Genomic DNA, 25724 nt, shown 5'->3' on the forward strand with positions numbered 1-25724 from the left:
ACATATTGAGTTAATCAAGTATAAATTACTGAGAAAAATTATGGATAATATTTTTAATAAAAAGAGTAACTCCAATGATGAAATTGATAAATTTCTTAATTCAAATATGCGGGGAAGTGGATTAATTAAAAATGGGAAAAAATCTTTTAGTGTTGATACAGCTGCGGAATACCTTAAAGCTGATAATCACACCGCCTGGGAGAGTCAGCATAAAAGTACCCAACCTTTAGTAATCAACTATTCTTTTCCTAATTTTGGCGGAGACAAAACATTTACCCCATTACAAAAAAAACAAGCAGAAGAAAGTTTACAATCATGGGAAGATGTAGCTAATATTAAATTTAATAAAGTTGATTCTGTTGATGAATCTGATATTACTTTTTCTAATCAGTATTCAGGACGAAGTTATGATGCAATAACTAACTATAGATATAGAGATAATTATACTCATTCTGATATTTTAGTTAATCTTAATGGTGATTCTCATAATCCCGCAATTGGAAATTATCCTCGACAAGCCATAGTCCATGAATTAGGGCACGCATTAGGTCTTAGACATCCTGGCGACTATAATAGCTATTACAGTTATGATTCACAAGCCGAGTATGCTGAAGGTTCAAAACAATATACCGTTATGAGTTATTTTGATGCATCCGAGACTGGGGCTAATCATGGCGGTCTGTATAGTGCTGCACCTCTTCTTGATGACATTGCATCTGCACAAAAAACTCATGGAGCAAATACTAAAACTAGAATTGATGACTCTATTTATGGATTTAACTCAAATACAAACAGAAAATTTTATACAATAACAGAAAAAGAACAAAAAAATATTTTCTGCATATGGGATGCTGGGGGCGATGATACATTAGATTTGTCGGGCTATGATGATGACCAACGTATTAATTTGAATGAAAACTCATTTTCTGATGTAGGTGGATTAACATCAAATATTAGCATAGCTAAAGGAACAGTTATTGAGAATGTAATTAGCGGATCAGGAAACGATTTAATCGTAGGCAATAAAGAAGATAATATTATAAAAGGGGGGAGGGGTAACGATGTTATTTATGGTGGCGAAGGACAAGACCAATTATGGGTCAGACATAATCATAACAAGATAATAGCTAACAAAAATACTCAAGACATAAAAAAAGTATATGAAGAAATAAATAGTAATTCAATATTAGATTTTGAAGATATCGATTCTCCTGAGAAAAAACAGTTAAACCAGAGTTCTTTACAGAAAATAAGTGGAAAAAATATTAAAAATCAAGTCATTAATTTAGAGGGAAAATATGAAAAAAATGAAGCAGAAAATAGCAAATTAGAATATGAGAATCGCACGAAAGAATATAATGCAGCTATGAATGAATATGTTGCAAATAATATTATGACAGTAGAAGATAAAAGCAGTAATGAACAATTTATCAAAGGTATGAAATTAACTTATTTCCTCGATGAAAAATTGGAAAATGTATCTGAAAAGCAGAAAATTATAAAAGAATCTATTGAAAAGTACGCAAAAGTTACCGATATTACTTTTGAACTAGTTGATAATCCATCAAAGGCAAAGATAATTTTTGGTTCTTATAATTATAATACTGATAACGAAAAACGAGATGGACAGCACTTCATTAATATTCGTGATGACAACTCGACAAGTATTATGCATCAGTTAGGTCACGTAATGGGACTGAATGATCTGGTTGTACCTTCAAACAGAACTGATGTATATAAATACACTATTATGTCGCCTTTAAGTTCTAAATATGAACAAGAACTACAAGATGCTGATCTCCTCGCTTTAAAAACACTGTATGATTCTAACATTAGTAAACAAGACCTTAATGTAGAAGAACAAGTCAAAAAGGTCACTGAAGAAAACGATTATAATTTAGAGTATGACAATAGTGTGAAAAAATATAATGCGGCTATGAATGAATATGTTGCAAATAATATTACAACAACCTCTTATAAAATGGGTGAAGATATATTTGTTAGAGGTATGAAATTAACTTATTTCCTCGATGAAAAATTGGAAAATGTATCTGAAAAGCAGAAAATTATAAAAGAATCTATTGAAAAGTACGCAAAAGTTACCGATATTACTTTTGAACTAGTTGATAATCCATCAAAGGCAAAGATAATTTTTGGTTCTTATAATTATAATACTGATAACGAAAAACGAGATGGACAGCACTTCATTAATATTCGTGATGACAACTCGACAAGTATTACGCATCAGTTAGGTCACGTAATGGGACTAAATGATCTGGTTGTGCCTTCAAACAGAACTGATGTACATAAATACACTATTATGTCGCCTTTAAGTTCTAAATATGAACAAGAACTACAAGATGCTGATCTCCTCGCTTTACAAAGTCTATATGGTTCTAAAATACATAAGCCAGATAAAGAAGAACAATCCAGAGTAGTAATAGTTGAAGAAAAAAAGGATATTTTTAGTCATGAAAATACTATAGAAGTAGATCCTTTTGATTTAGAGTTTTCCGAATATATAGCGGAAAAGATAACCAAAGAAATGAGTCAAATAAATAATAAACCAGTTAAATTGAAATATTTAATTGACGAAAAAATCGGCAGTATATCTGAAAAACAAGAAAAAATAATAAAAGAAGCTATAAAGGAATGCAGGCAAGTTGTGAATGTTACCCTTGAGCTTGTTAACAACTCCTCAGAGGCGAAAATAGTTTTCGTCTCTGACGACCATTATATTGAACACGAATACCATGATGGTAAATATTTTCTTAATATTAATGACAACGGTTTGAAAAAAATCATGCATCAATTTGGTCATATTTTACAATTAGCGGATCTAAAGATGTCTCACGAGATAAACGATATACATAAATATACTATCATGTCTCCTTCTAGTTCTGAACATCCACAAAAATTACAAATTGCGGATGGCATTGCTTTACAAAAATTATATGGCTCTAAAAATGAGCAAAACATAAATGTGGAAGAACAGTTTAAAGTGTTTGACAGTATTGAAGAACCAAAAATCAATATTACTAGTGTAGAACAAGATTTATCAAATGACCTTCTTGAGATTTACGGTCCCAATAATAATTCGATGGAAACTAATCATTGCATACAAAATAACCCTTGGATGCAAAATATTACTTGTATTAATCCATGTGTTCCAATTCGACCATGTATTCCAACTAACGTTACAAATCCCATTTATCCTGATACTTCAAATGATTTAGAAAAACCTATTTATCCTGATACTTCAGATGATTTAGAAAAACCTATTTATCCTCGTAATTCAACCCCTTCTGAAGAATCAAATACTTTTGTGTTTAAGAGCATTAAAGATTCAGAATATGGTAAAGCTGATAAAATTATGGATTTCAAGACAGGATTTGACAAAATTGATATCTCATTGATTAATCAAGAGTTATCTAATGAAAAAATTCATTTTGTAGATGTTTTTCGACATAATTCAGGAGAAGCTATTTTGAAATATGATGAAAAAAACAATATAAGTGACTTCTTATTAAAAAAAGATATAGACGATACTCCCGACTTTGAACTTCAAATTGCAGGACAAGTTAGTCAATCAGATTTCTTAAGTGCATAAAATTTAAAGAAAGCATATTTGTAGTAGTTCAGACTAGATCTGACAGTTACAGATTATTTATACAGTATCTGTCAGGCTAAATGTGATTTAAATCTTTTTCTCTCTAAAATTGTTTTCCTTCGTATAAAGTTGCCATTGATTAGGTAAGCAGGCCGCAAGTGCCCACTTCCTCAAGAACTGTAGTGGTCAACTAAATTTGGCCACTACAATCTGGAAATGGTGGCTAATGGATTACGAGCCAAGGGGTATACCGTCGATGATGAGTTATTACAACATCTGTCGCGGCTAGGCTGGGCACATTAACCTCACAGGGGATTACCTGTGGCGCAATAGTGTCAAGATCGGTGCAGGTAAGTTCAGGCCGCTACGACCACTACAACTAGCTTAGCGTGCTTTATGTTCCGTTTTCTGAGGAGACCCCGGCTTAATAATATTTGTTGATTTTATGTTAAATTACTTTTCAAATTCTTAGACGTCAAGTGGAACGTGGAATACCGGAGCCACATGTGGCGAGGATATGCCTAGAAAGCCACTTGAAGGCTTGCCGTCCCAGCAAAATTGGCGTATGGCAAGCTGGCATCGGGCGGTGAGGTAGTCCTTCAAAAAACTTAATGAAATTGATAAATCTTATTTCTGTGCGGAATTCAATCTATTTGGCCCAGTGGAAGCGAAGCTACAATTTGAGGCCATTTGATTTTTAAACAAATTTCTCGCATGAAAAAATCACCCGCTCATCTCCCAAAACCTATCTCAATACTGATATTATACATCCATATAAAACAGTCCAAGGGGATAGTTGGTGTCTTCATACTATGATCAAACCATTCGAGATTTTTGGACACTCACTGCGGAAGAAAGCACATTATTGCCTGGCATGACAGATAAAGGTCGTTTGGGTTTTGCCACACAACTTAAATTCATTGATATTCATGGACGTTTCCCTGAACACCACAATGAGATTGATCCACAGGCCGTTCAATGGTTAGCAACACAGATAAAAGTTACACCTGACTACTGGTTTCGTATTATTTTCACGGTCGTCAGAGCAGGCGACATAGACGCACTATCCGTGTTTTTTTGAGATTTCACCCTATAACAGCGGTTGATCTTAAACGGTTGGCTACATGGTTAACTGATGATGTATTGCCTTTTGATCCGCAGGCACGTCATGGTCGCGAGCTTGCTTTTGATTGGTGTGCAACTCAGCGAATGGGACCCCCGGCAAGCGCTCATCTTGATGTAAATGTCAATGCCAACTGAATTCTGATCCACTTTGCTAAAGTAAAACTGATCCACCCCCTTTAATTTACTCGTTAAGTTCCGGTTTCAATTTTTTATGTAGCTGACCGCTTTTTAGCTTGTCTTTTAACCGATAACTTTGTCCACTAATCTGTACAATATGTGCATGGTGCAGCAATCTATCCAGCATAGCCGCTGTTAGCGTCTCATCGTCACCAAATGTACTTGACCACTGAGCAAAAGACAGATTACTAGTTAAGAGCACACTACCCGCTTCATATCGCTTTGCCACCACCTGGAAGAACAGGTTTGCTTCTTCCTTGCCAAAAGGTAAATAGCCAACTTCATCGATAATCAATAGTCTAGGTTTACTGATAACTCGGGTAAGATATCCTTTAAGGTCACCTTGTCGATGAGAGCTAAGCAGCTGCAACATCATGTCCGCCGCAGTTAGAAAACGGATGCTTAATCCCTGCATCGCAGCCCTATAGCTGATGGCAGTAGCAAGGTGGGTCTTACCGACACCAGACGGACCTAGGCAACACGATATTCTCCTGGCGCTCAATAAAAGCCAGTCCAGCCAGTTCCTGTATTTGGTTACGGGGAACACCGCTGGCATATTTGTAATCAAACTGCTCCAACGTCTTTATCACTGGCAGCCCAGATAAACGGAGTATTGTTTGACGCCGACGTTCAGTAAGTCCTTCATACTGGAGTCGAAAAACAGACTCTAGAAAGTCAGCGAGTGTGCCGTTCTTGTCGACAGTTCCTTGCGCTACAGCTGGCCACTCTGTGCTTAGTCTGTCCAGTTTAAGCTGCTGGCAGAATTTTTCGATGCGTTCATACTGAAGACTCATATCGGCATCTCCAGAATCGACTGATAGACGGACAAAGGATGTTGTAGGCTCTCGATAGGAATGGGGCGAGTCTGATGTATCGGTAAAGGAAATGCTTGCATGACTTTCGGCAGCGGCAACAGTGCCAAGGGTTCTTGTAGCATGCGCTCTTCTGTGTCGTTCGGGATGTGCTTGAAATGTTTCCCTCGCTCATCCGCCCAACGTTTGAATTCATCGGCTTCATAAACCACATCAACAAAAATACTGGAGACCTGACCCGATTGACAGGCACATTTGATAACGCCGTCCACCATCGGCATGTAGACGGCTTTTTTCACAAACTGATTATTCACTTTGGTACTGCGAACAACCAAGGCTGCTTCTCTCCCGTCAGGCATCAGTCCGTCTTTGGCGCAGCGGGTTAAGGCGAGCACCAGCGATTGCTTGTCGGCTTTTTGCAACTCCGCATTTTCAATCAACGCGGTAGCTGCGGTTCGGGTGAACTGCTCAGGGGTAACCTGAGCAGGTAACAGGGCGGCGATTCCTTACTGCATAATGACCGATTGTAGATTTGTATAGACGTTATTCATCGTTTGTAATTCGGTATTCATGACACACCCCCTTCCAACATCAACGCTTCTCTGCGTTTTCTGTCCGCCTGTTTTGCCCAGAAAGGACGGGATATTTTGACTATTGGGTAGGTTTCTATGACACTTTCTAGCATATCAATCACCCGATTTACTTCGTATACGCCCTGTTCGCTATCTTCGTCGTCTGGCTCACAAAGTATCACCGGAAAACGCCCACAAACTGTTTTTTTCCAATCGCGCAGAAAGTGAAAGTCATCGCTTGACCAAAAACCCAATAGGCAACCAGACGGTAAAATTCCGCCTGTATGTGATAGCTATATTTGTTAACGGAATTGCCAAAATCAAAAACATCTTCTGTTGTTTTCACATCCAACAAGGAGGGTTTGTCGGAATATATGCCGAAAAAATCAGGGCGGATTTTCAAGAGTGTTCCCTTTTCCGTACGATAGAAAATTGAAACCTCTGGTTCGCCGTTTTCAAGCAACTCCTCAACCATGGGGTAAGCCAGTGCAGAATCTCGCATCATTTCAACTTGCTCAAAGTCGTCTTTTTTGAGCACGATTTGATTTTTGGCCACGGCTTGCGCCTCAAAATCCGCCAATGTTTGCCTGCCGTCCTTTGCTCTCAAATCAACATCTGGCGCACAAGTGTACTGTTCACCGAAGCGCTCCGGCTCAAGAATAGCGGCATGTACAGCCGTACCAATCACAAATGCACCGTTTTTAGTCTCTTTGTAGGGAGCGTCCTTGTTTGAATTTACGACAGCTATTGTTTTTGCCTTTTGAACCAATCGTATTTGCGTACTCGAATAGCCGTTTGCCGCATGATAGGTGCCGTTTGACAGACGGCGAACAATCAAGCTCTCTGTTGATTTTAATGCATCAATACAGCCGTTCAACATCTCAAGCGTGATACCTTCACCGCTCATGATTTTCCCGTTAACGGGTGGGAAAGCAGAGAAGATAGAGTTATTGTCAATGTTTTTGATGACTGAGCCCATTAGCTCTTTTTCTTCTGTGCAATTATTAATCAATTCTTCAAGTGCGACATTCGTCACGCTTTTTTCGACTTCTCCCACGTTTTCCACAGGGATAACGACAGATTCAGTGGATAACTCTGTTGATTGCGTTAATAACTGATTATCTTTTCCACAATCAAAAAGTTGAATCGCTATTCCCTTGATTTCGCTTAAAGAGATGGTTTTGTATGTTTCCTCAATTTTTGAGGTTACCGCGTCACGTAATTCAGTATATTTCTCAAAAATCTCAGGCTCTTCTGACGGATTGGCTAGCAAATCATCCGCGTCTCGAATCTCGCCTTCGTCGTATTCTTCCTGAACACCAAAAATCGTTAGCAAAGCGCAGAACTGGTCTATTTCCTGTTCTTCGGTAATATCCGTCTGTTTTTCGGTATGAGCGAGATATTCATCAACACTGATTTCTTCCAATCGCGGCGATTTGTAAAAACAGCAATTTGCGCCGTCAGTTTTAAATATATGCCCAGAAGCCTTTTTTTTAGCGGCAATTTTTGTCTCAGACGCAAGATAGATGAAATTTGTTGTCTTGCCCTTCTCGTGGTCAACGGTTGTGATGATGGTTGCCTTGAAGTATTTCATTATTTCGCCCCCTCTATGCGGTTATTCGCCTGTTGTTCCAATCTCCGTAAAATGCTGCCTCTGGCTTTGGGTAATGCCTGTTCTCGCTGCTCATCAAAGCAGTGACAGCAAGCACTCGAACACGCTTTCATCGTTGAGGGTTTGTAAAAAAGCAGCTTGAATTGTTTACGGTTAATTTTTTCAACAAACTCAGTACACGCTTCTTCAAGATAAACGCAGGAGCGGTTATCCAGTCTTGCACGCCAGAAAAAACTCACGAGATTTAAGGAAAGTTTGCCACAGTGACAACAGGTGAAACGCACATCAGGGCGCCCCTGAAAGGTTCGCCGAAATCCATTGAGGGTATAGGTATATTTCATGCTGCACCTCCAACGCTTTTGCTAAATTCCAACTCAACACTGGCTCTTATCGCCTGTTTTGCGCTGCATACATCCAGCTTACGTACCACGTTGCCCATGTGGAATTTGACCGTGCCTTCCTTGATTCCCAATATTACTGAGATTTCCCAATACGTTTTGCCCGCACTCACCCAATGAAGTACCTCGTTTTCACGCTTGGTTAATCTTCTGAATAATTTCAAATCAGAGTTCATACCCCACCTCCAACTCTATTCAGAATTCGTGCACGCTGACGTAGGGTTAAATTGCGGGATTTTTCAACAAACTGCTTAATTGTGTAATTCGGTGCTTCACAGACAAGCACACGGAAGGTAGACTTTTTCATAGCCTTACTCCTAGTATCGTAGGTTTAGGGTTAGCTCTGCGTTAGTGCTGGAACACTGGCGTAGAGCGCTGTATTTATTTGCTGACTGCTATCTTTTTTGCTTTTTCAATAAAACTTGGACTGTAAATAATATTCAATTCATCAATTAAGGATAAGAAAACTGAGGCTTCAGATGACGAACTCTCATTTGCTTCTATTTTTTCAGATAAATAATCAACAAACTTATAACGTTCATCAATTTTATTTTCTATTACATCAGAAGCTTTGTTAACTGACTGTGTAAAACAAGCCATCTTAAAAGTTAATTTATCTTCTGGTTGATAACTTCTGCCCTTTTTGCTAATAATAAATCCATATCTAAAACCTTCTTTTACTTTCCAAACTCCATTAGAGTTTTTTACTATATTTTTTATAGGCTTAATTAATACGGTATTTTTGAATACATCAAATCTTTTGAACTTCCTAAAGTCTGTACCTAACATAAAGCAAAGTTCGCTTAAGGAAGTGGAATAATCTATAGTCTTAAATCTACTGATAAGTTCTAAAATCCTTTTTTCGTAGCCACCTTTAAAAGACAACAACAATTTAAGATCTATTTCACCAAATCCTTTAGAATAATCAAGCATGTAATGAGCAGCTTCTTCTGTCACAGAAAGTCTTAAAACTCCATTTTTAAACTCTGCATAACTGCATAATGATACTTTTTCAAATGATTGAATTTCATCATTTTTAATCTCAGAAAATCGTCCCATAACTGAACTAGTTGCATCATCAAGGGTTTTATATAAACCCTGTCTAGTCATAGAGAAATGCTCACATAACTCGTTTGTATGAAAAATGAATGAAGTTGGTATTTTTTCATTAGCTTTTGTGAACTTTATTTTATCTGCTTCTTTTTTTAATCCTAAAATCATAAGACTAAGTAAATCTTGCTCTCTTGGTGAAAGACTCATTCTTGCTGAAATAAAGTGATGCGATTTTTTTATGGATGTCATTCATCCCACCCTAATAATAACAACATAACATCTATTATAAAATAAAAAGGTGGCATGTCAAGGTGGCTAATATAGCTTTTAAATTCATTTTTAATTGCTCTAGAATATGAAAAAGTAAGATACAGCCTGTGTAACCTGCAGAGACTAGTTGACTATGTTGATATTAGTAAAAACTAGGTGGGGTATCAGTAAACTTTAAGGTGTGATATTAGCAAAAACTAGGTGGTATTTGTTGCTCTAACGTTCTGTTTAAAATAAAAAATGTCCCACCCCTTTACCTTCTTTTGACCTTTACCTAAAAATATACCTTTATTTACCGCAATTCACCTGTGGATAAATTTGTTTCTAACAAAAACCCTGAATCGAAAAATATGTTACTACAGAGTGACCAAATTTCTTTTTGACTACAGATGACATTCCGCTTCCTCGTCTGCTCATTCGCTCCGCTCGGTCACAGACTGTGGCGAGCGGCGGGATTTTAATAAAAAAGATTTTTTTGAGTTAATTAACCCGAAACATTGCACTATTCAGTTGCTCCAGCTAGCATCACTAGGATTAACGTATCCATTAATTCAGGCACACCATGAACAAAACAGAACTCATCAATCAAATTGCTGAAAAAGCCGACTTAACCAAAAAAGATTCAGAGAAGGTGCTGAATGCTTTCATTGAAACCGTGACAGAAGCGCTAAAGGCTGGAAATGACGTACAACTTATTGGCTTTGGTAGCTTTCAAGTTAAGCATCGAGCAGCTAGAGATGGACGCAATCCAAAAACGGGCGAGACACTTAAAATTGCTGCTGCAAACGTACCGAGTTTTAAAGCGGGTCAAAGACTCAAAGAGGCAGTGAAGTAATTCATGACCTACGACGCAAAGTCAATTCGCATTCTACGTGAAGACGAAATCAAACAGTTTGACTGGCATTGGGCTGAGGAATTAGCCCACGAACACATTTTGCCCCTAGATTGGGTCAAACGCGGATTTGAAGGGTCAAGGCGACTCGGTATTGAACCAGAATTCTTCGTCAGCAAATATCTCCTCAAACAAGACCTACCCAAAAATGACGAATTCGAACAAGTCTTCATTGAAGTGCTAAAGGAAGACAGAAAGAAGAGTCAAAATACCTTTTAAAAGCTCCTGTAATCAATTTATGAGCAACTTTCTCGATAAAAACGTAATTCGTACAGCCAAAAATTTATCGCCGCTCATAATGAGTTTGATGAATTTTTTAGTTTTCAGATTTCAGAAAAGAAAAAAGCCAACCCCGAAAGTTGGCAAAAAGATGTAATCATGTTTGAGCTAAAAATCCTAACTACTCGTTTAGTGTGGCGCTTAATCTGAAAATTTCAAATCGTCACTAATTACCAAAAATATTTTTGGCGTTTTTTCGGGTTTCAAATGCCCTCAAATCGTCGATTGAATTCAATGGCTCCAATTCAACATACTCATCATTAAAATCAGACATTTTGTTTTTTAACACGGTTTCCATCACTGTCGTGATTTCTTCTAGTGTGGTTTTATCTGTCAAAAGCTCGCTGAGCATATAAATCACGAGTTTCGCACCAATAAAAAAACGCTCTATTTTTAAGTTTAATTCAGCATAATATATAAATAGAAAAAATCTCATAAATTAAAAATAACTTATTGTAATTTAAGTAAATTTATACGTCTTAGCAAGTTACAGATTAATTATTGTTCTGAAGCCATTTCTAGAATTTTATATGCCCGTGCGAAACTCGTGTAAATTAATCTAGGCTCTTGTTTGAACAGTGCCACACCGGATAAAAATGCTCCAGGCATAAACTTACCTCTCTCTCCCTGAGGCATTTTTTCCAATACTTCACCTACGTACTTGTCAGCGCTATGTCTATCAGGATTGATATAAAATTGAATTTTTCTACGTGTGTCCATATCGATTTCACCCTATAGAAAACATGCCATTAACCAAGTCAAACTGAGGATTTTCGCTTTTAAAAAACCTGTCTTCCCTCGTTACACAGAGGGATTTAATTGCATCAGCGATAATTTCTGCACCTCCACCTATCACCATCACATGGGTATACCCACTGAATGTATTGACAGCGTCCAGTACACGATTAATCAGTCGATGTCTTGATTCCTTGAGTGCAGCAAGAACCTGATTTATTTGGCTTGCATCGTTGATACGGCGTTTTAGATAATTCATATCGTGACTGTTGATGATAATATCATCCGCCAAATAGTTGCTACCATTGGTTTTTGCCAAACTAAGTGCTTCTTTGACAGATTGCGTAATCATTGATACACCTAGATGAGAGTTTCCGTATATTTTTGATACACCCCTCATTTTTCCCATCACTTGAGCTATATCCAGCGTTGTGCCACCTAAATCCACAATCAAAAGCGAGTCTAGGTCATCAAGCTCTTTTGCTATTGAAAAACCAGCAGGGATTGATTCCGGCATTACTTCAACATTTATGATGTTAAAAGCTCGTCCACCTTTAACTTCAACCGATTTTTTAAAATTGTCTTTTTTTCTCTGTATGTTTGCAAAATTCGGCTGATTTTTGGTATCGAAATATTCAGCAATCGGCAAAGAGACGATGATTTCCACATCTTGAGGTGTTAATTTTGACTGGAGTAAGGCATGATGCACTGCAATCACATTCACATCGCTATACTGATAACCCACATTGGTTGTCGTAACGGCAATAGGACTTATCGCATCGAAAGAGTACATTTCGCCATTGATGGTGTAATTTGAACTATTGCTGTCACCAAAAGAAACTGACCAATCACGCTTAAAGCTATTTGGGCTAATGAAGTGCTTCTGAATTCCTTCCTCACTCCATGATAATTTGATATTTGTCGAACCATCATCGATATATATTTTCATGAGTCACCTTTGAGAAAAATAAGAGATAATTAAAGTCTTAAACTGAGAATTATATAGTAGATTAAGGTTTAAAATTACCTTTTTTCTCAAATTAATCTCAATATAATCTCTTAAATGATAACTTTAAGAGAAAACATGAATTTATTCCGGTAAGTTGAGATAAATATGAGAACTTGTTGAGATATTCTATTTAATAGCGAAAAAAACGCCAGATATCCAATACCCGGCGTACAGAGCTAGAAGAGATTCAAAAGATTAATATCAGCAATTTAATTTAAGTATAGCGCAGCTTAAACTGCATCAACACCCAATAAGCCACTCCAGCCGCAAGAATAGAATTCAAAGAAGGGATGCCGAATGTGAAGAATACGCCGACAAGTGTACCTACAATACAGGCAAAAATAGCAGACCAGCCAATGAGTGGCGTAGCTGAGTCATCCGGCAATAATCCTTTCTCTCTCGTTTCGTCTAGAATTTTTCTGCTCGTTTTCAGAATGTAGTAATCAACCAGCATTACGCCAGCGATAGGAGGGAAAATGACGCCAAGCAGCAATAGAAATGAAACTAAATGTTCTAAAATACCCAATGATGCCAACAACGTTCCGAATAACCCCAAAGAAACAGTTATTGCTGCATAATTAAATTTTCGATTTGAGAGAGTTTCTAAAAATCCTAAAATATGAAGAGATGAAGAATAAAGATTTATGTCGTTAACCTTTATTGCAGACAAAATAATGGTAAGAATGCCAATAAACCCCGCACTATGTAACATTATTTTCACTACATCATCAGTACCTACTGCATGAACAACTAATATAGCAATACCATTAATAAAAAATTCACCGATAATAATAGAACTGAATATCATCCAAAAAACATGTTTACCATTTTTACAATAGCGACTTATATCGGGCGTTAATAAAGCGAAAATAATAAATAATCCGGCAACCATTGTAGCGCCATCACCAACAGAGAGTAATTCACCATTATGATGTGAAAAACTAAAACTATTAATTGGTTTTAAAAATATTTCATTTAAACTAACAAATAGTATTACCATCAAAAATAAAGGCACTGCTACCTTAGCTGTAATACTTAATGCTTTAAATCCAAACGCAACAAGTAAAGAAAAACAGAAACCAGTAATAACGGTAATCCAAATCACATTAACATTTGGAATAATTGTATTAACGAAACCTTGAGAAATAAGGGAAACATTAATACCAAACCACCCTAAAAGACTTACAGAAATAACAACACCTATTAACATTGACCCTATTTTTCCAAACCCACAAAATTTTGCTAAAATACTAGTGGATACCCCTTCTTTCATGCCAGCATAACCCAAACCAAAACTAACAAAAGTCAAAGCTAAACTACCTAAAAAAGTAGCTATCATTGCTTCAATAAATGTCATTCTATGTCCTAATGTCGCTCCCAACATGAATTGAGCTAAGGAAGTAGCCATACCCATACGGACGACTGTCACGTTAAATAAACTAGTTTTCTTTTCTTTTGGTAATCGTCTAAATGCGTATTCATCTTTGGAAACATTCATAAATTTCCCTTCATTTATATCCATTGTAAGTTTACTATTAAGTTATCTAATTAATTTTAAAATTAGAAGGTAAAAAACATGAACAATAGTCGAGACAAGATACAATCATATGTGTCATCACCTCAATCATTAATATCCTTTATCAGGAAAAGTTCAGACCATTGGCTTATAAAAGACCTAGAAGCTAGATATATTTTTGTAAATGACCCTGCATTTGAATTTTTCAGATTTCCTAAAAAATTCAATCCGGAAGGAAAATCTGATAAAGAAGTTCCAACTGAGATATGTGAAGAACTCTGGCCAGAGTTTATTAAAACTGATCAAAAAGCAATTAAAGAAAATAAAAAAGTAACTTCTATAGCAATTCATCATTACGGAAAAGGAAATACAGGTGTTCTAGTTCCGCATTATTTGGAAAGAACACCGCTTTACGACGGAGAAAATAAATTAATTGGTATTGTCAGTCATGGTAGGCGTATTGATGCACCAGCATTATTATTTTATATAAATAAACTTAATAGAAAGACGATACAAATCGATGCCCCTAATGACATTTTCACCAAAAGAGAATTGGAAGTTATATTTTGGGCTCAGCAAAGACTGAGTGCTAAGGAAATTGCCAGAAGGTTAGATATTGCTACACAAACGGTGGTAATGCATTTTAAGCATATCTATAAAAAAGCAGATGTTCATAGTGTTATTCAACTGAATGAATATTGTAAACATACAGGACTTGATAGATATATTCCTGCTAATTTTATTCGCAAAGGTGTACAGCTTATAGCTTAAATTTATACCCATAAAATATGGTATATACTATTAGATGTATTTATCTATACTTAAGTCATATTAAGAATAATTAAAATAAAAATTTCATTTCAACACCAGAGAAATACTTAAATAGTAATTAAATTACCTACCCATTATTTATTTCATAGTAATAAATATAGAAAAATAAGAAGTTGCGTTTTTTTATTTGAATTTTTATAAGTATAAGTGGTTTATATTGCTATCTATAATTTTTAATTTTTTTATTTGATGTTTTTTATTTTACAGTGAAATTTCTTACAGAAGATACTTTAGATTATTTTAAATAAAAATAACGTGAATTTTATAATGAAAAACCCCGAATAAATGGGGCTTTGAGAGTTAGTTTTGGCTGGCAAACTGGCCAATATCAGGGAAATACAATAATAACTATATTTGTTTGAAATTTTGTTTTTAATAGTCCAACTCGCAATTGGACATCATGCCAACACCAGGTAAACCCAAAAGGGAATATGTAGCATCGGCAAAGCATATTCCCTTTTTTTCAATAAAGCAAAAAATTTCTGATATTTCTATTTTTTCATTCGAAAACAAGGGGAAATACTCATGATTCAGCCAAAAAAATACAGAACAACCTTTCGACATTTAAAGGCTGGCATGTCGGTTTTTCACAACGACGAAACGTTAAAAATCGTGAAATTGAGAAAGCACGAAATGACCGAAAAAGGGTTGATGTACCACTTTGATGTCATCGGTGGCAACGGCGTTTTGATAGGAGAAAGCGGCACCCGAATATACGCGCCAAAAAATTGCTAAATTAGCGAAAAATTCAACTCATCCCACCAAAAAATACGATTATTTTTTGAGTCGCAACCTATTGATTTTGATCGTTTTATTTTTTATCTAAATTATTGACTTTGATCAACTATTTGACATAGTGAAATTTCTGGTTACAATTTAAAAGTCGATTTTTAGCTGTTTTTTGTACGGCTTTCGCTCTTTATAAAATTTGGTTTTCTTCCAGTGTGTCTGGAAGACAGAACACAGAAGTTTGAGTGTTCTGTTTTGATGTTTTTTACTTCTGTGCTATGCGTGGATAACTCATACAAAAAGTATCAACACAAGACATTTGAGGAGGAACCATTTTGAAAAAGCAGAGCAAAACAGTAGAAATTATTTTTTTGCAGAAAAAAAGTAATGCGAAATCTAGAGACTATGAACGTTTTGGAGAGATTTTAAAGAGAAAAGACGCTGAACGTGAATTTAACCAAAAGCTCAAAAAAGCCTTTTGGCGACACGAAAATCCACGCCAGCAGTTACGGGATTTTCAACGAAAGATAGTAGTTTACGCCACTCTGTTCATGAATCACCGAAAAAAAACAGCAAAAACAAAAAATCATCGAACAGAAAGCGCATATTGACGTGCTCTTTTTAAATTAAAGCCTTTCTTTGTCATTTTTTCAACCACATCAGGGAAATCACACGTGAAATGACCGTCAATTAATTTGATGGCGAACTTCTTTTTGAAAAAATTTTGGAGGATAGCGATAGTGAGTATGCTGCTAATGGTAGAAGCCATGAATACCCAAGTAGGAAATCCCGCTCGAAAACTCGTTTTACTTAAACTTGCTGACCACGCTAATGATGAAGGTATCTGTTGGCCTTCGTATGAATCTATTGCCAAGCAGTGTGAAATTTCAAAAAGAACCGTCATTCGGCATATTACCGAACTGGAAAAACAAGGACTCGTTCAGGTTTTTCAAAGAGAGCGAAATGGGCATCACCATAATCAATCAAACAAGTATGTTTTGCGATTAAATAATAGCCAATCTTTGGCACCTAATCCAGAAACGAAAAAACTAAAAAATGATGGTGACAATTTGGCAAGTGATGGTAACAAAAACGACAACCTCATGGTGACACAGTGTCACCCGAATCTGTCATATAGAACCAGTCATAAAATAGAACCTAATAATATTAGTGACCAACGCCCAAAATTTTTTCAGCCTCCAAGTCAAAACATTTGGCAAGATTATCTTGAGCATCGAAAAAACAAAAAAGCCAAACTGACCGAAACGGCACTTAACCGACTTGTGCAAAAAATTAATGCCGCCAACAAATTGGGCTATGCAACCGATGACATACTGGCTGAATGTATGCTCAGAAACTGGCAAGGCTTTGAGGTTTCTTGGCTTGAGCAGAAAAACTATCAGCGAAACAGTCTCATCAATGAAATAGCTACTCGTCCCAGCAATCCTGAGGGGTTTGTGGTTATCAACGGTTAATTTTTTTGGAACAAAACTATGGATATTATTCAACGGCTACAAAAAATCATGCCCGAAAATATCAAGCCAATTGCGTGTAGTTGGGAAGAACATTTAGCCAAAATGCAAAAAATATCCGAGGAAGCCAGCTTGCAAGATACCATTTTTCGCAAGCAACATCGGATAGAAAACCTATTTGGTCGCTCGGGTATTGCTCCACTGCATGCACATTGCCGATTTGAAAACTATCGCATTTTCAACGTGGGTCAGAAAAATGCGTTGAATCAATCTGTCGCATTTGCAAAGAGTTTTGGTACAGGATTTGGCGGATTTGTTTTCAGTGGTGGGTGCGGAACGGGCAAAAATCATCTTGCGGCATCGATAGGGTATTATCTCATGAGCAAAGGTCGTTCCGTATTGTGTATCACTGTAGCCGATTTGATGATGCGCTTTCGGGCAACCTACGAAAAAAACACAAAAGTGACCGAACAACAACTACTCGATGAACTTTGCAAAGTTGATTTGTTGATTCTAGACGAGATAGGTACACGAGTTTCGCACCAATAAAAAAACGCTCTATTTTTAAGTTTAATTCAGCATAATATATAAATAGATAAAACCTTATAAATCAAATACAACTTATTGTAATTTAAGAAAATTCATGTATTTTAGTAACTTGCAGATTGATCATTGCTTTTAAGCCATTTCTAGAATTTTATATGCCTGTGCGAAACTCGTGAGGTATTCAGTATCAGCATAGCGAAAACACGAAGATTATTGTAAATCAACTGGTTGATAGGCGAACTTCCCACAAAAAAACGCTTGGCATGCTCACGAATCTGAGCAGTGAACAAATTCGACAAGTCTTGGGCGATAGAGTTATCGACAGAATGATGATGAGCAATGGGATTTGGCTCAATTTCAACTGGTCAAGCTACCGCCGGAAAATTCAATAACAAACACGAGGTCAAACATGAATAAAAAACCTTATTTTTTCAATCCAAACTTAAGCAGTGAAGAGCTTGAGGATTGGTTGGCTGAGCAAAAAACCGCCTTATCGCATTACAATAATTTAAAACGAGAAAAAGCTGCCTTGAGCAAGCAGCTATCAGAGGTAGAAAGGATGTTGGAGAGTGCTAATAATTTCTTTACATCAGATAAACTGAGTTTTCCTTGGGATCCCAGTCCGCTTCTAAAAGCGAATAAGCCATAATCGGATTTTCAGGAATTTCAAACTGTTCGATAAATGACTTTGCGTCTTCTGGCAGTTTGTCAATTTGGAGTTCTTCATCAATAACAAATAAGCTATCCGCAAGTGATAAGCTACGTATTTCTGCGGGTTTCCAACGGGTTTGGATAAAAATCATGTGGTTAAGCGCTTCTTTACCAATTAAAGGCTGAAATATAGTTGAGTATTTCTTCCGGTGCTCATAAAGAATTATTTCGAGAATAAATAGTCGATTGGTACAAATTTTCATAAAGATATCTTGAGGGCTTCCAGGATAACACGAGTTTCGCAATCTCCAAAAAAGAAGTATAAATTTAAAAACAAGAAAAAATCAGGGTGTTCATATTTTGTCGGGTTATCCATGTATTAAAGATATCTATAAAACATTCTTACAAGTAAGCAGTTTAAGATACTCTGGTTTAGCGTTATCAGAAGTAAGCCCATCGCCTTTATCTCATGACACTGTTAGCCGATGGCTAAAAAGTAGATGTTTTAGACCTAAAGACCTATGGCGATTAGTTGAACCTTCTATAGACAAAAAAAGCCCTTGCGTACTAATTGCCGATGATACATTGATTGCCAAAACACGTAGTAAAAAAATAGAGATGGTCCATTATCAATATTCAGGTAATGAACATGATGTTATTGCTGGCATAGGTTTAGTTAATTTGCTTTGGCATGATCTGACGAAGGTTGAATCAATTCCTATCAATTATCTTATTTATGATAAAGATTCTGATGGAAAAACAAAAAACACGCACTTTTCCGAAATGCTCACTCTTGCTAAAAAAAGAGGGATCATGCCAGAAGTCGTAGTGATGGATGCTTGGTATTCTAGCCTGGATAACCTGAAATCAATTCGCTCTCATGGTTGGATCTGGGTAACCACGCTGAGGAAAAATAGGATTGTTAACCATAACAAACAACTGAACAAGTTAGACATCTCAGAAGAAGGAACGTCAATACACTTGCGAGGATATGGTTGGGTAACCGTTTTCAAATTTACAGCCAAAAACGGCCGTATTGATTACATAGTAACAAACAAAGAGAATCCCACCCGTCAATACCTCAAATCTATCATGGATGCCCGTTGGTCTGTTGAAGTTTATCATCGAGAAGTTAAACAAAACTGTGGTATTGAACGCTGTCAGGCTCGCACGAGCCGAGCGCAAAGAAATCATATTTTTCTCGCTATTTCTGCGTGGTTTGAACAACATAAACGTCGTATATCTGAAAAAATAACCCTTTATCAACAAAATTGGGACGTAATCAAAAGTGCTATTACTGAGCAAATCCGTGTTTTATTAGCGTACCCAAATTAGTTTTGTGCGAAACTCGTGGATAATAAAATGGTTCGAAAAAGTGGAGCCCGCTATTTTTGAGGTGGTGACACATTTGGTCAAAGAACGGTGCGAAAAAGCGGAGGTCATCGAAGCAGCAAGAACGACCGCCGAGGCGATAGTTGAAGGGATGACGTCTATTTTTCGTCGTTAAGAGTATTGAGGAAGTTACAAGAATTATTACTCATTTTTTCAAGACAGATTTTGTAAGTTTCTTCAAATTTCAAAATCTCATTAATATATTCTTCCGGCGTAAATTCTTTATCGCTGCGTTTTAAATATTCAACAGCCAAAGCACGAGCGTCGTATGGATAAAATCCGATTTTTTCATATTTTTTAGACATAAAAAATTCCTTATAAGTTGAAGAGTGATAAGGATACCACCGAGCCTGACGTGGTGAAAAGACAGGCGTTTTTAAACAAAAATTCACACCTCACCACCTCAAAATCTCACCGGAAGTAAGAAATCTTTGTCGACATAAGGTTAAATAGTTTTTGGTTTGATCCTTATTTGATATTGTTAAATCGATAAAAATTAACGATTCAAATAAGGAAAATACAATGAGTAAGAAAAGTACAAATTTAGGTGACAGCATGCCTACTAGTCTTGCAAGAGAGATATATGAGAAGGCAAAACAAATTTCACAAAATAAACAAGAAAAGCAATCCACGTATTCCGGTGGAGGAAACCGTAAAAAGCAGTGAGGAACTATGAATCGGGAACAATTGTTGTATCAAATTTATTATTCATATCAATTAAACAGTATGTTTAGTGTTTTACTTGGACGAGTCGATAAATTTTTATCATTTTTGCTGCTTCTGCTCAGTTCATCTGTCATTGGTAATTTAGGAAATCATATTTTTGTGGGTATTTGTATTGCTGTTATTACCGCCGTCAGAATGGCATTTTCATTTGAAAAAATAGCAGAGTCAGCCAGAAAGCAAGCGGTCAATTATCTTAATCTCTATACATCCCAAGCATTGACCGCCCCTGAATCCCAGCTAACAGAAGATTTGATGTGTATCCAAAAAGAAGACCCTAATATCTGACTCTCTTTGAGTAACGTAGCAGACCTTCGAACAAGGCAAATACTGGGTGAGCCTGTCAAAAACGAGCTTAGCAATTGGGAAAAATTAATGGCGTTTTTGTCGGGTCATTTGCAGTAAATAAAAACTCAACTTTCACTACCTCCCAAAAACCTCACCGGAAAAAATCACATGATGGAAAAGTATTCCAGCCCCTTGTCGTACCTATGGGCTGGGGCGACAACCGCTATTGGCATTCTCACGCTTGAGCAGTGGGTAGCCGTAGTGGGTATTGTCTGCACGATAGGGACATTTTTTGTTAATTGGTATTACCGCAAAAAGGAATTTGAACTCAAGGAACATCACCATGAAGATACCGAAAAAAATATTGATGGCAACGGGCGGTAGTGCGTTGTTTTTAGCCTCAGCGATGATAACGCATTTTGAGGGATTGAAATTTAAACCCTATTTCGATGGGGGCGGTATTCTCTCTGTTTGCTACGGGCACACAGGCAGCGATATTGAACGTAACCTGACGTACACGGAAGAAGATTGTGATAAGTGGCTTAATGACGATTTAAACACAGTTAAACGCTATGTTGACCCGCTGGTTAAGGTCAATATCAATACACTGACTCAAGCAGCGCTTTACTCATTTGCTTACAACGTGGGCGTGGGGAATTTTGCGAAATCCACATTACTCAAAAAGCTCAACGCCAATGACCGAAAGGGCGTTTGTGATGAGATGAAAAGGTGGGTTTATGTAAAAGGCGAAGTTTGGAAAGGACTAATGACCCGTCGAGAGATAGAGAGCCTAATATGTTATGGCGACCTTACATATTTATCGTAGTGATTATTGCAGGATTAATCTTATGTGCATCTTGGTTGTTGACATCCTTAAACGAAGTCAGGGCATTGAATAAAAAACTCACCGTTGACCTCAATAAACAGATAGCCATCACCACTAATGCTTTTCAGTCAATGAGGGTAATCAATGATATTGCACGAATTAATAGTTGAAACCCGCCAACGTAAAGTGGTTGACTCTGAGGCAACACAAGCAGCAATTAAAACGCATGTCGTCAATCAGGATTGCGCCAATCGCATTATCCCTCATGGTGCTGTTGTCGAGTTGCAGCAGCACACGAGCCGAATACGTTCAGACACCTCGCATTCCGATACCCTCTCACCTACTCGCTGACTGCTTACCGCCAGCAATCACGAGTATGATGACATGGCGTGATAGTCTGATACTCAATGAGCAGTTACTGACAGTGATTCACGAGTTTCGCACCAATAAAAAAACGCTCTATTTTTAAGTTTAATTCAGCATAATATATAAATAGAAAAAATCTCATAAATTAAAAATAACTTATTGTAATTTAATTAAATTTATACGTCTTAGCAAGTTACAGATTAATTATTGTTCTGAAGCCATTTCTAGAATTTTATATGCCCGTGCGAAACTCGTGTCATTAAGAAAACACCGGACGGCGAAACGACCACGATAGAAGAAGGATTGCCTAGCCACAATGATATTGCCGTTTACAAAAAAATGGGGGTAAGCGAAGTCTTCTTTGACGAAGAAAAGCAGCAACAAAAAGAATATTTAAGATCGATACTTGAGCGCAAAAAAGCGGGTGAAATGACTTCACTGGAAGCAGCGCAATTTATGGAGATAGAAGGTATACCCGTCCCTAACACGCTATTGCTAGAAATTAAACAAGCATCGGGACTTGATGAATCACAAGATATTTTCCCTTCTGTTATTCAAGTCATCGGCGGAAAATTCAAAAATGATGAAAGTAGCAACCGTTAAAGTTCCTCCAAAACTTGTTAAGGTTTTTAACCGTTGTGCCCGTTATCGCTGTGGTTACGGTGGGCGCGGAAGTGGCAAAACACGCCCCTTTGCGTTGATGTTGGCGGTTAACGCTTTCAATGCCGCAAGGATCGGTAAAAAAGGCGTGATACTTTGCGCCCGTGAATTCATGAACTCACTTGAAGACTCCAGTATGCAGGAAGTCAAACAGGCAATACAAAGCGTCAACTGGCTCAATGCCTTTTTTGATATTGGTGAAAGATATATTCGTACCAAAGACAAGTGGGTTTTTTTTGTATTTTGTGGATTAAGGCATAACTTGGATAGCCTAAAATCAAAATCCTCAATTTTGTTCTGCTGGATAGATGAGGCTGAAAACGTACCAGAGTATGCATGGCAAAAATTAATTCCCACGGTACGAGAAGAAGGCTCTGAAATTTGGGTGACGTGGAATCCAGAGCGAAAAGGGAGCGCAACCGATGTTCGCTTTAGACAAAAAAAGCCAAGTAACTGTATTTCGGTTGAACTTAACTACAATGACAACCCGTGGTTTCCTGATGTTTTGGAGGAAGACCGGAAAAACGACCGGATCAGGCTTGATGCCCATACCTATGCGTGGATTTGGGAAGGGGATTATTTGGAAAATGCCAATAAGCAAGTATTGAACGGTAAATATGATGTTGTTGAGTTTGATGATGATCTCTGGAAAAAAGCAGACAGACTTTTGTTTGGCGCCGATTTTGGATTTTCAAATGACCCTAGCACCCTGATCCGTAGTTTCATCCTTGGTGACTGTCTGTACGTCGAATACGAAGCCTACAAAGTAGGTGTGGAATTGGACGCACTACCTCATTTCTATCAAGCAATACTGGAAGCAAAACGTTGGCCAATTAAAGCAGACCAGAGACTATTAGCTACTTAAAACGACAGGGCTTTAATATTGCTCCGGCATCAAAATGGAATGGTAGCGTAGAAGATGGTATAGCGCACCTTCGAGGCTTCAAAAAAATCATTATTCACCCACGTTGCAGACATACGATTGATGAGGCGCGTTTGTACTCGTACAAAGTTGACCGCAATACGGGTGACGTGCTCCCTGTTATCGTTGATGCTCACAATCACTGTTGGGATGCAGTGCGTTATTCACTTGATGGATATATCAAAGGTTCAGTCTCTTTTTTGGATACATTGTAGCCGATTTTGTGTGTCATATTGGGGTATACCCTCAATGGATTTCGGCGAACCTTTCAGGGGCGCCCTGATGTGCGTTTCACCTGTTGTCACTGTGGCAAACTTTCCTTAAATCTCGTGAGTTTTTTCTGGCGTGCAAGACTGGATAACCGCTCCTGCGTTTATCTTGAAGAAGCGTGTACTGAGTTTGTTGAAAAAATTAACCGTAAACAATTCAAGCTGCTTTTTTACAAACCCTCAACGATGAAAGCGTGTTCGAGTGCTTGCTGTCACTGCTTTGATGAGCAGCGAGAACAGGCATTACCCAAAGCCAGAGGCAGCATTTTACGGAGATTGGAACAACAGGCGAATAACCGCATAGAGGGGGCGAAATAATGAAATACTTCAAGGCAACCATCATCACAACCGTTGACCACGAGAAGGGCAAGACAACAAATTTCATCTATCTTGCGTCTGAGACAAAAATTGCCGCTAAAAAAAAGGCTTCTGGGCATATATTTAAAACTGACGGCGCAAATTGCTGTTTTTACAAATCGCCGCGATTGGAAGAAATCAGTGTTGATGAATATCTCGCTCATACCGAAAAACAGACGGATATTACCGAAGAACAGGAAATAGACCAGTTCTGCGCTTTGCTAACGATTTTTGGTGTTCAGGAAGAATACGACGAAGGCGAGATTCGAGACGCGGATGATTTGCTAGCCAATCCGTCAGAAGAGCCTGAGATTTTTGAGAAATATACTGAATTACGTGACGCGGTAACCTCAAAAATTGAGGAAACATACAAAACCATCTCTTTAAGCGAAATCAAGGGAATAGCGATTCAACTTTTTGATTGTGGAAAAGATAATCAGTTATTAACGCAATCAACAGAGTTATCCACTGAATCTGTCGTTATCCCTGTGGAAAACGTGGGAGAAGTCGAAAAAAGCGTGACGAATGTCGCACTTGAAGAATTGATTAATAATTGCACAGAAGAAAAAGAGCTAATGGGCTCAGTCATCAAAAACATTGACAATAACTCTATCTTCTCTGCTTTCCCACCCGTTAACGGGAAAATCATGAGCGGTGAAGGTATCACGCTTGAGATGTTGAACGGCTGTATTGATGCATTAAAATCAACAGAGAGCTTGATTGTTCGCCGTCTGTCAAACGGCACCTATCATGCGGCAAACGGCTATTCGAGTACGCAAATACGATTGGTTCAAAAGGCAAAAACAATAGCTGTCGTAAATTCAAACAAGGACGCTCCCTACAAAGAGACTAAAAACGGTGCATTTGTGATTGGTACGGCTGTACATGCCGCTATTCTTGAGCCGGAGCGCTTCGGTGAACAGTACACTTGTGCGCCAGATGTTGATTTGAGAGCAAAGGACGGCAGGCAAACATTGGCGGATTTTGAGGCGCAAGCCGTGGCCAAAAATCAAATCGTGCTCAAAAAAGACGACTTTGAGCAAGTTGAAATGATGCGAGATTCTGCACTGGCTTACCCCATGGTTGAGGAGTTGCTTGAAAACGGCGAACCAGAGGTTTCAATTTTCTATCGTACGGAAAAGGGAACACTCTTGAAAATCCGCCCTGATTTTTTCGGCATATATTCCGACAAACCCTCCTTGTTGGATGTGAAAACAACAGAAGATGTTTTTGATTTTGGCAATTCCGTTAACAAATATAGCTATCACATACAGGCGGAATTTTACCGTCTGGTTGCCTATTGGGTTTTTGGTCAAGCGATGACTTTCACTTTCTGCGCGATTGGAAAAAAACAGTTTGTGGGCGTTTTCCGGTGATACTTTGTGAGCCAGACGACGAAGATAGCGAACAGGGCGTATACGAAGTAAATCGGGTGATTGATATGCTAGAAAGTGTCATAGAAACCTACCCAATAGTCAAAATATCCCGTCCTTTCTGGGCAAAACAGGCGGACAGAAAACGCAGAGAAGCGTTGATGTTGGAAGGGGGTGTGTCATGAATACCGAATTACAAACGATGAATAACGTCTATACAAATCTACAATCGGTCATTATGCAGTAAGGAATCGCCGCC

General features: G+C 37.7%; 33 protein-coding genes and 4 pseudogenes. 24 read left to right on the top strand and 13 right to left on the bottom strand.

The features are described from left to right. The first annotated feature begins 40 nt into the window (after positions 1-40). The 3 genes and pseudogenes from V3224_RS19235 to V3224_RS19245 all read left to right on the top strand — a co-directional run bounded on the left by V3224_RS19235 (position 41) and on the right by V3224_RS19245 (position 4691). Positions 41-3610, top strand: coding sequence for a M10 family metallopeptidase C-terminal domain-containing protein (locus V3224_RS19235; protein ID WP_334472300.1), 3570 nt, complete (start codon positions 41-43; stop codon positions 3608-3610). A gap of 210 nt (positions 3611-3820) precedes the next feature. After that, a pseudogene (locus V3224_RS19240) lies at positions 3821-3998 on the top strand (Tn3 family transposase); the annotation flags it as partial. A gap of 411 nt (positions 3999-4409) precedes the next feature. Beyond that, complete coding sequence (locus V3224_RS19245; RefSeq protein ID WP_334472301.1) at positions 4410-4691, top strand: DUF4158 domain-containing protein; 282 nt, start codon at positions 4410-4412, stop codon at positions 4689-4691. A gap of 225 nt (positions 4692-4916) precedes the next feature. On the opposite strand, the pseudogene istB reads toward V3224_RS19245, so the two are convergent. The 7 genes and pseudogenes from istB to V3224_RS19280 form a co-directional block, all read right to left on the bottom strand. Further along, positions 4917-5706: pseudogene (gene istB / locus V3224_RS19250) on the bottom strand (IS21-like element helper ATPase IstB). Next, entirely contained in the window at positions 5703-6227 is a 525-nt protein-coding gene (locus V3224_RS19255) for a recombinase RecT (protein ID WP_334472340.1), read from the bottom strand. Before V3224_RS19255 ends, istB begins: the two are co-directional and overlap by 4 nt. Before the next feature lie 65 nt (positions 6228-6292). Then, positions 6293-6478: a hypothetical protein gene (locus V3224_RS19260; RefSeq protein WP_334472302.1), complete on the bottom strand. Its 186-nt coding sequence runs from the start codon at positions 6476-6478 to the stop codon at positions 6293-6295. After that, positions 6475-7890 carry a PD-(D/E)XK nuclease-like domain-containing protein gene (locus tag V3224_RS19265; RefSeq protein ID WP_334472303.1) on the bottom strand — a complete coding sequence of 472 codons (1416 nt, stop codon included), beginning with the start codon at positions 7888-7890 and terminating at the stop codon, positions 6475-6477. The genes V3224_RS19260 and V3224_RS19265 overlap by 4 nt, the downstream gene beginning before the upstream one ends. Next, complete coding sequence (locus V3224_RS19270; RefSeq protein WP_334472304.1) at positions 7890-8249, bottom strand: hypothetical protein; 360 nt, start codon at positions 8247-8249, stop codon at positions 7890-7892. The genes V3224_RS19265 and V3224_RS19270 overlap by 1 nt, the downstream gene beginning before the upstream one ends. Then, a pseudogene (locus tag V3224_RS19275) lies at positions 8246-8443 on the bottom strand (helix-turn-helix domain-containing protein); the annotation flags it as partial. The pseudogene V3224_RS19275 and the gene V3224_RS19270, both read right to left, overlap by 4 nt. Positions 8444-8687: 244 nt before the next feature. Then, positions 8688-9608 carry a replication initiation protein gene (locus tag V3224_RS19280; RefSeq protein ID WP_334472305.1) on the bottom strand — a complete coding sequence of 307 codons (921 nt, stop codon included), beginning with the start codon at positions 9606-9608 and terminating at the stop codon, positions 8688-8690. A 583-nt stretch (positions 9609-10191) separates the two neighbouring features. On the opposite strand from V3224_RS19280, the gene V3224_RS19285 reads away from it, so the two are divergent. Together V3224_RS19285 and V3224_RS19290 are read left to right on the top strand one after the other, a co-directional pair. Further along, positions 10192-10464 (top strand): HU family DNA-binding protein, encoded by a 273-nt coding sequence (locus V3224_RS19285; RefSeq protein ID WP_334472306.1) that lies wholly within the window; start codon positions 10192-10194, stop codon positions 10462-10464. A gap of 3 nt (positions 10465-10467) precedes the next feature. Further along, a complete protein-coding gene (locus V3224_RS19290) occupies positions 10468-10740 on the top strand; it encodes a hypothetical protein (protein WP_334472307.1) in 273 nt (90 codons plus the stop codon). A gap of 226 nt (positions 10741-10966) precedes the next feature. Here the strand turns inward: V3224_RS19290 and V3224_RS19295 are convergent, their stop codons facing one another. From V3224_RS19295 to V3224_RS19310, 4 genes are all read right to left on the bottom strand, one after another. Continuing rightward, on the bottom strand, positions 10967-11161 hold the full coding sequence (locus tag V3224_RS19295) for a hypothetical protein (RefSeq protein ID WP_334472308.1): 195 nt from the start codon (positions 11159-11161) through the stop codon (positions 10967-10969). Between the two features lie 137 nt (positions 11162-11298). After that, a complete protein-coding gene (locus V3224_RS19300) occupies positions 11299-11520 on the bottom strand; it encodes a plasmid partitioning/stability family protein (RefSeq protein WP_334472309.1) in 222 nt (73 codons plus the stop codon). A 7-nt stretch (positions 11521-11527) separates the two neighbouring features. Further along, on the bottom strand, positions 11528-12484 hold the full coding sequence (locus tag V3224_RS19305; protein ID WP_334472310.1) for a plasmid segregation protein ParM: 957 nt from the start codon (positions 12482-12484) through the stop codon (positions 11528-11530). 274 nt (positions 12485-12758) lie between these two features. Then, on the bottom strand, positions 12759-14066 hold the full coding sequence (locus V3224_RS19310; protein WP_334472311.1) for a purine-cytosine permease family protein: 1308 nt from the start codon (positions 14064-14066) through the stop codon (positions 12759-12761). A gap of 54 nt (positions 14067-14120) precedes the next feature. Here V3224_RS19310 and V3224_RS19315 point away from each other — a divergent pair, with 54 nt between their 5' ends. From V3224_RS19315 to V3224_RS19335, 5 genes are all read left to right on the top strand, one after another. Beyond that, complete coding sequence (locus tag V3224_RS19315; protein ID WP_334472312.1) at positions 14121-14831, top strand: LuxR C-terminal-related transcriptional regulator; 711 nt, start codon at positions 14121-14123, stop codon at positions 14829-14831. A 585-nt stretch (positions 14832-15416) separates the two neighbouring features. Next, positions 15417-15626: a hypothetical protein gene (locus V3224_RS19320; RefSeq protein ID WP_334472313.1), complete on the top strand. Its 210-nt coding sequence runs from the start codon at positions 15417-15419 to the stop codon at positions 15624-15626. A gap of 329 nt (positions 15627-15955) precedes the next feature. Then, positions 15956-16231, top strand: a complete 276-nt coding sequence (locus V3224_RS19325; protein ID WP_334472314.1) for a hypothetical protein — start codon at positions 15956-15958, stop codon at positions 16229-16231. A gap of 135 nt (positions 16232-16366) precedes the next feature. Next, complete coding sequence (locus V3224_RS19330) at positions 16367-17095, top strand: helix-turn-helix domain-containing protein (protein WP_334472341.1); 729 nt, start codon at positions 16367-16369, stop codon at positions 17093-17095. A gap of 18 nt (positions 17096-17113) precedes the next feature. Next, positions 17114-17641 carry an ATP-binding protein gene (locus V3224_RS19335; RefSeq protein WP_334472315.1) on the top strand — a complete coding sequence of 176 codons (528 nt, stop codon included), beginning with the start codon at positions 17114-17116 and terminating at the stop codon, positions 17639-17641. Between the two features lie 581 nt (positions 17642-18222). On the opposite strand, the gene V3224_RS19340 is transcribed toward V3224_RS19335, so the two are convergent. Further along, positions 18223-18594: an ECs1072 family phage-associated protein gene (locus tag V3224_RS19340; protein WP_334472316.1), complete on the bottom strand. Its 372-nt coding sequence runs from the start codon at positions 18592-18594 to the stop codon at positions 18223-18225. A gap of 55 nt (positions 18595-18649) precedes the next feature. Here V3224_RS19340 and V3224_RS19345 point away from each other — a divergent pair, with 55 nt between their 5' ends. Beyond that, positions 18650-19624, top strand: coding sequence for an IS701 family transposase (locus V3224_RS19345; protein ID WP_334472317.1), 975 nt, complete (start codon positions 18650-18652; stop codon positions 19622-19624). A 4-nt stretch (positions 19625-19628) separates the two neighbouring features. Then, a complete protein-coding gene (locus tag V3224_RS19350) occupies positions 19629-19796 on the top strand; it encodes a hypothetical protein (RefSeq protein WP_334472318.1) in 168 nt (55 codons plus the stop codon). Here V3224_RS19350 and V3224_RS19355 read toward each other — a convergent pair. Further along, complete coding sequence (locus tag V3224_RS19355; protein ID WP_334472319.1) at positions 19780-19986, bottom strand: hypothetical protein; 207 nt, start codon at positions 19984-19986, stop codon at positions 19780-19782. The two genes, V3224_RS19350 and V3224_RS19355, sit on opposite strands and share 17 nt — an antisense overlap. A gap of 217 nt (positions 19987-20203) precedes the next feature. On the opposite strand from V3224_RS19355, the gene V3224_RS19360 reads away from it, so the two are divergent. The 12 genes and pseudogenes from V3224_RS19360 to V3224_RS19410 all read left to right on the top strand — a co-directional run bounded on the left by V3224_RS19360 (position 20204) and on the right by V3224_RS19410 (position 25650). Next, positions 20204-20347: a hypothetical protein gene (locus V3224_RS19360; RefSeq protein ID WP_334472320.1), complete on the top strand. Its 144-nt coding sequence runs from the start codon at positions 20204-20206 to the stop codon at positions 20345-20347. A gap of 6 nt (positions 20348-20353) precedes the next feature. After that, positions 20354-20692: a hypothetical protein gene (locus V3224_RS19365; protein ID WP_334472321.1), complete on the top strand. Its 339-nt coding sequence runs from the start codon at positions 20354-20356 to the stop codon at positions 20690-20692. Positions 20693-20860: 168 nt separating this feature from the next. Then, a complete protein-coding gene (locus V3224_RS19370) occupies positions 20861-21076 on the top strand; it encodes a phage holin family protein (RefSeq protein WP_442890733.1) in 216 nt (71 codons plus the stop codon). After that, positions 21036-21518 carry a lysozyme gene (locus V3224_RS19375; RefSeq protein WP_334472322.1) on the top strand — a complete coding sequence of 161 codons (483 nt, stop codon included), beginning with the start codon at positions 21036-21038 and terminating at the stop codon, positions 21516-21518. The genes V3224_RS19370 and V3224_RS19375 overlap by 41 nt, the downstream gene beginning before the upstream one ends. Then, complete coding sequence (locus V3224_RS19380) at positions 21488-21688, top strand: hypothetical protein (protein ID WP_334472323.1); 201 nt, start codon at positions 21488-21490, stop codon at positions 21686-21688. Before V3224_RS19375 ends, V3224_RS19380 begins: the two co-directional genes overlap by 31 nt. Further along, positions 21663-21869 (top strand): hypothetical protein, encoded by a 207-nt coding sequence (locus tag V3224_RS19385; protein WP_334472324.1) that lies wholly within the window; start codon positions 21663-21665, stop codon positions 21867-21869. Before V3224_RS19380 ends, V3224_RS19385 begins: the two co-directional genes overlap by 26 nt. After that, on the top strand, positions 21784-21987 hold the full coding sequence (gene lysC / locus V3224_RS30180) for an Rz1-like lysis system protein LysC (RefSeq protein WP_442890743.1): 204 nt from the start codon (positions 21784-21786) through the stop codon (positions 21985-21987). Before V3224_RS19385 ends, lysC begins: the two co-directional genes overlap by 86 nt. 200 nt (positions 21988-22187) lie before the next feature. Next, a complete protein-coding gene (locus V3224_RS19390) occupies positions 22188-22487 on the top strand; it encodes a hypothetical protein (protein WP_334472325.1) in 300 nt (99 codons plus the stop codon). Next, positions 22465-23681 (top strand): annotated as a pseudogene (locus tag V3224_RS19395) (PBSX family phage terminase large subunit). The gene V3224_RS19390 and the pseudogene V3224_RS19395 overlap by 23 nt, the downstream one beginning before the upstream one ends. A 69-nt stretch (positions 23682-23750) precedes the next feature. Further along, the gene (locus V3224_RS19400; protein WP_334472326.1) at positions 23751-24053 is read left to right on the top strand and encodes a hypothetical protein; all 303 of its coding nucleotides are present in this window, start codon (positions 23751-23753) and stop codon (positions 24051-24053) included. Continuing rightward, entirely contained in the window at positions 24053-25468 is a 1416-nt protein-coding gene (locus V3224_RS19405; protein WP_334472303.1) for a PD-(D/E)XK nuclease-like domain-containing protein, read from the top strand. The genes V3224_RS19400 and V3224_RS19405 overlap by 1 nt, the downstream gene beginning before the upstream one ends. Further along, positions 25465-25650 (top strand): hypothetical protein, encoded by a 186-nt coding sequence (locus V3224_RS19410; protein WP_334472302.1) that lies wholly within the window; start codon positions 25465-25467, stop codon positions 25648-25650. Before V3224_RS19405 ends, V3224_RS19410 begins: the two co-directional genes overlap by 4 nt. The last annotated feature ends 74 nt before the right edge of the window (positions 25651-25724 follow it).

The organism is Arsenophonus sp. PmNCSU2021_1 (assembly GCF_036919435.1).
In the GTDB taxonomy this organism is placed as follows: domain Bacteria; phylum Pseudomonadota; class Gammaproteobacteria; order Enterobacterales; family Enterobacteriaceae; genus Arsenophonus; species Arsenophonus nilaparvatae.

Coding starts and splice junctions, on each gene's coding strand:
- V3224_RS19405 (WP_334472303.1), top strand. CDS start 24,053: ATGAAATACTTCAAGGCAACCATCATCACAACCGTTGACCACGAGAAG.
- V3224_RS19235 (WP_334472300.1), top strand. CDS start 41: ATGGATAATATTTTTAATAAAAAGAGTAACTCCAATGATGAAATTGAT.
- V3224_RS19305 (WP_334472310.1), bottom strand. CDS start 12,484: ATGAAAATATATATCGATGATGGTTCGACAAATATCAAATTATCATGG.
- V3224_RS19360 (WP_334472320.1), top strand. CDS start 20,204: ATGAGTAAGAAAAGTACAAATTTAGGTGACAGCATGCCTACTAGTCTT.
- lysC (WP_442890743.1), top strand. CDS start 21,784: ATGGTGCTGTTGTCGAGTTGCAGCAGCACACGAGCCGAATACGTTCAG.
- V3224_RS19370 (WP_442890733.1), top strand. CDS start 20,861: ATGATGGAAAAGTATTCCAGCCCCTTGTCGTACCTATGGGCTGGGGCG.
- V3224_RS19335 (WP_334472315.1), top strand. CDS start 17,114: ATGGATATTATTCAACGGCTACAAAAAATCATGCCCGAAAATATCAAG.
- V3224_RS19290 (WP_334472307.1), top strand. CDS start 10,468: ATGACCTACGACGCAAAGTCAATTCGCATTCTACGTGAAGACGAAATC.
- V3224_RS19330 (WP_334472341.1), top strand. CDS start 16,367: ATGCTGCTAATGGTAGAAGCCATGAATACCCAAGTAGGAAATCCCGCT.
- V3224_RS19315 (WP_334472312.1), top strand. CDS start 14,121: ATGAACAATAGTCGAGACAAGATACAATCATATGTGTCATCACCTCAA.
- V3224_RS19365 (WP_334472321.1), top strand. CDS start 20,354: ATGAATCGGGAACAATTGTTGTATCAAATTTATTATTCATATCAATTA.
- V3224_RS19270 (WP_334472304.1), bottom strand. CDS start 8,249: ATGAAATATACCTATACCCTCAATGGATTTCGGCGAACCTTTCAGGGG.
- V3224_RS19385 (WP_334472324.1), top strand. CDS start 21,663: ATGATATTGCACGAATTAATAGTTGAAACCCGCCAACGTAAAGTGGTT.
- V3224_RS19380 (WP_334472323.1), top strand. CDS start 21,488: ATGTTATGGCGACCTTACATATTTATCGTAGTGATTATTGCAGGATTA.
- V3224_RS19310 (WP_334472311.1), bottom strand. CDS start 14,066: ATGGATATAAATGAAGGGAAATTTATGAATGTTTCCAAAGATGAATAC.
- V3224_RS19280 (WP_334472305.1), bottom strand. CDS start 9,608: ATGACATCCATAAAAAAATCGCATCACTTTATTTCAGCAAGAATGAGT.
- V3224_RS19285 (WP_334472306.1), top strand. CDS start 10,192: ATGAACAAAACAGAACTCATCAATCAAATTGCTGAAAAAGCCGACTTA.
- V3224_RS19375 (WP_334472322.1), top strand. CDS start 21,036: ATGAAGATACCGAAAAAAATATTGATGGCAACGGGCGGTAGTGCGTTG.
- V3224_RS19300 (WP_334472309.1), bottom strand. CDS start 11,520: ATGGACACACGTAGAAAAATTCAATTTTATATCAATCCTGATAGACAT.
- V3224_RS19355 (WP_334472319.1), bottom strand. CDS start 19,986: ATGTCTAAAAAATATGAAAAAATCGGATTTTATCCATACGACGCTCGT.
- V3224_RS19320 (WP_334472313.1), top strand. CDS start 15,417: ATGATTCAGCCAAAAAAATACAGAACAACCTTTCGACATTTAAAGGCT.
- V3224_RS19265 (WP_334472303.1), bottom strand. CDS start 7,890: ATGAAATACTTCAAGGCAACCATCATCACAACCGTTGACCACGAGAAG.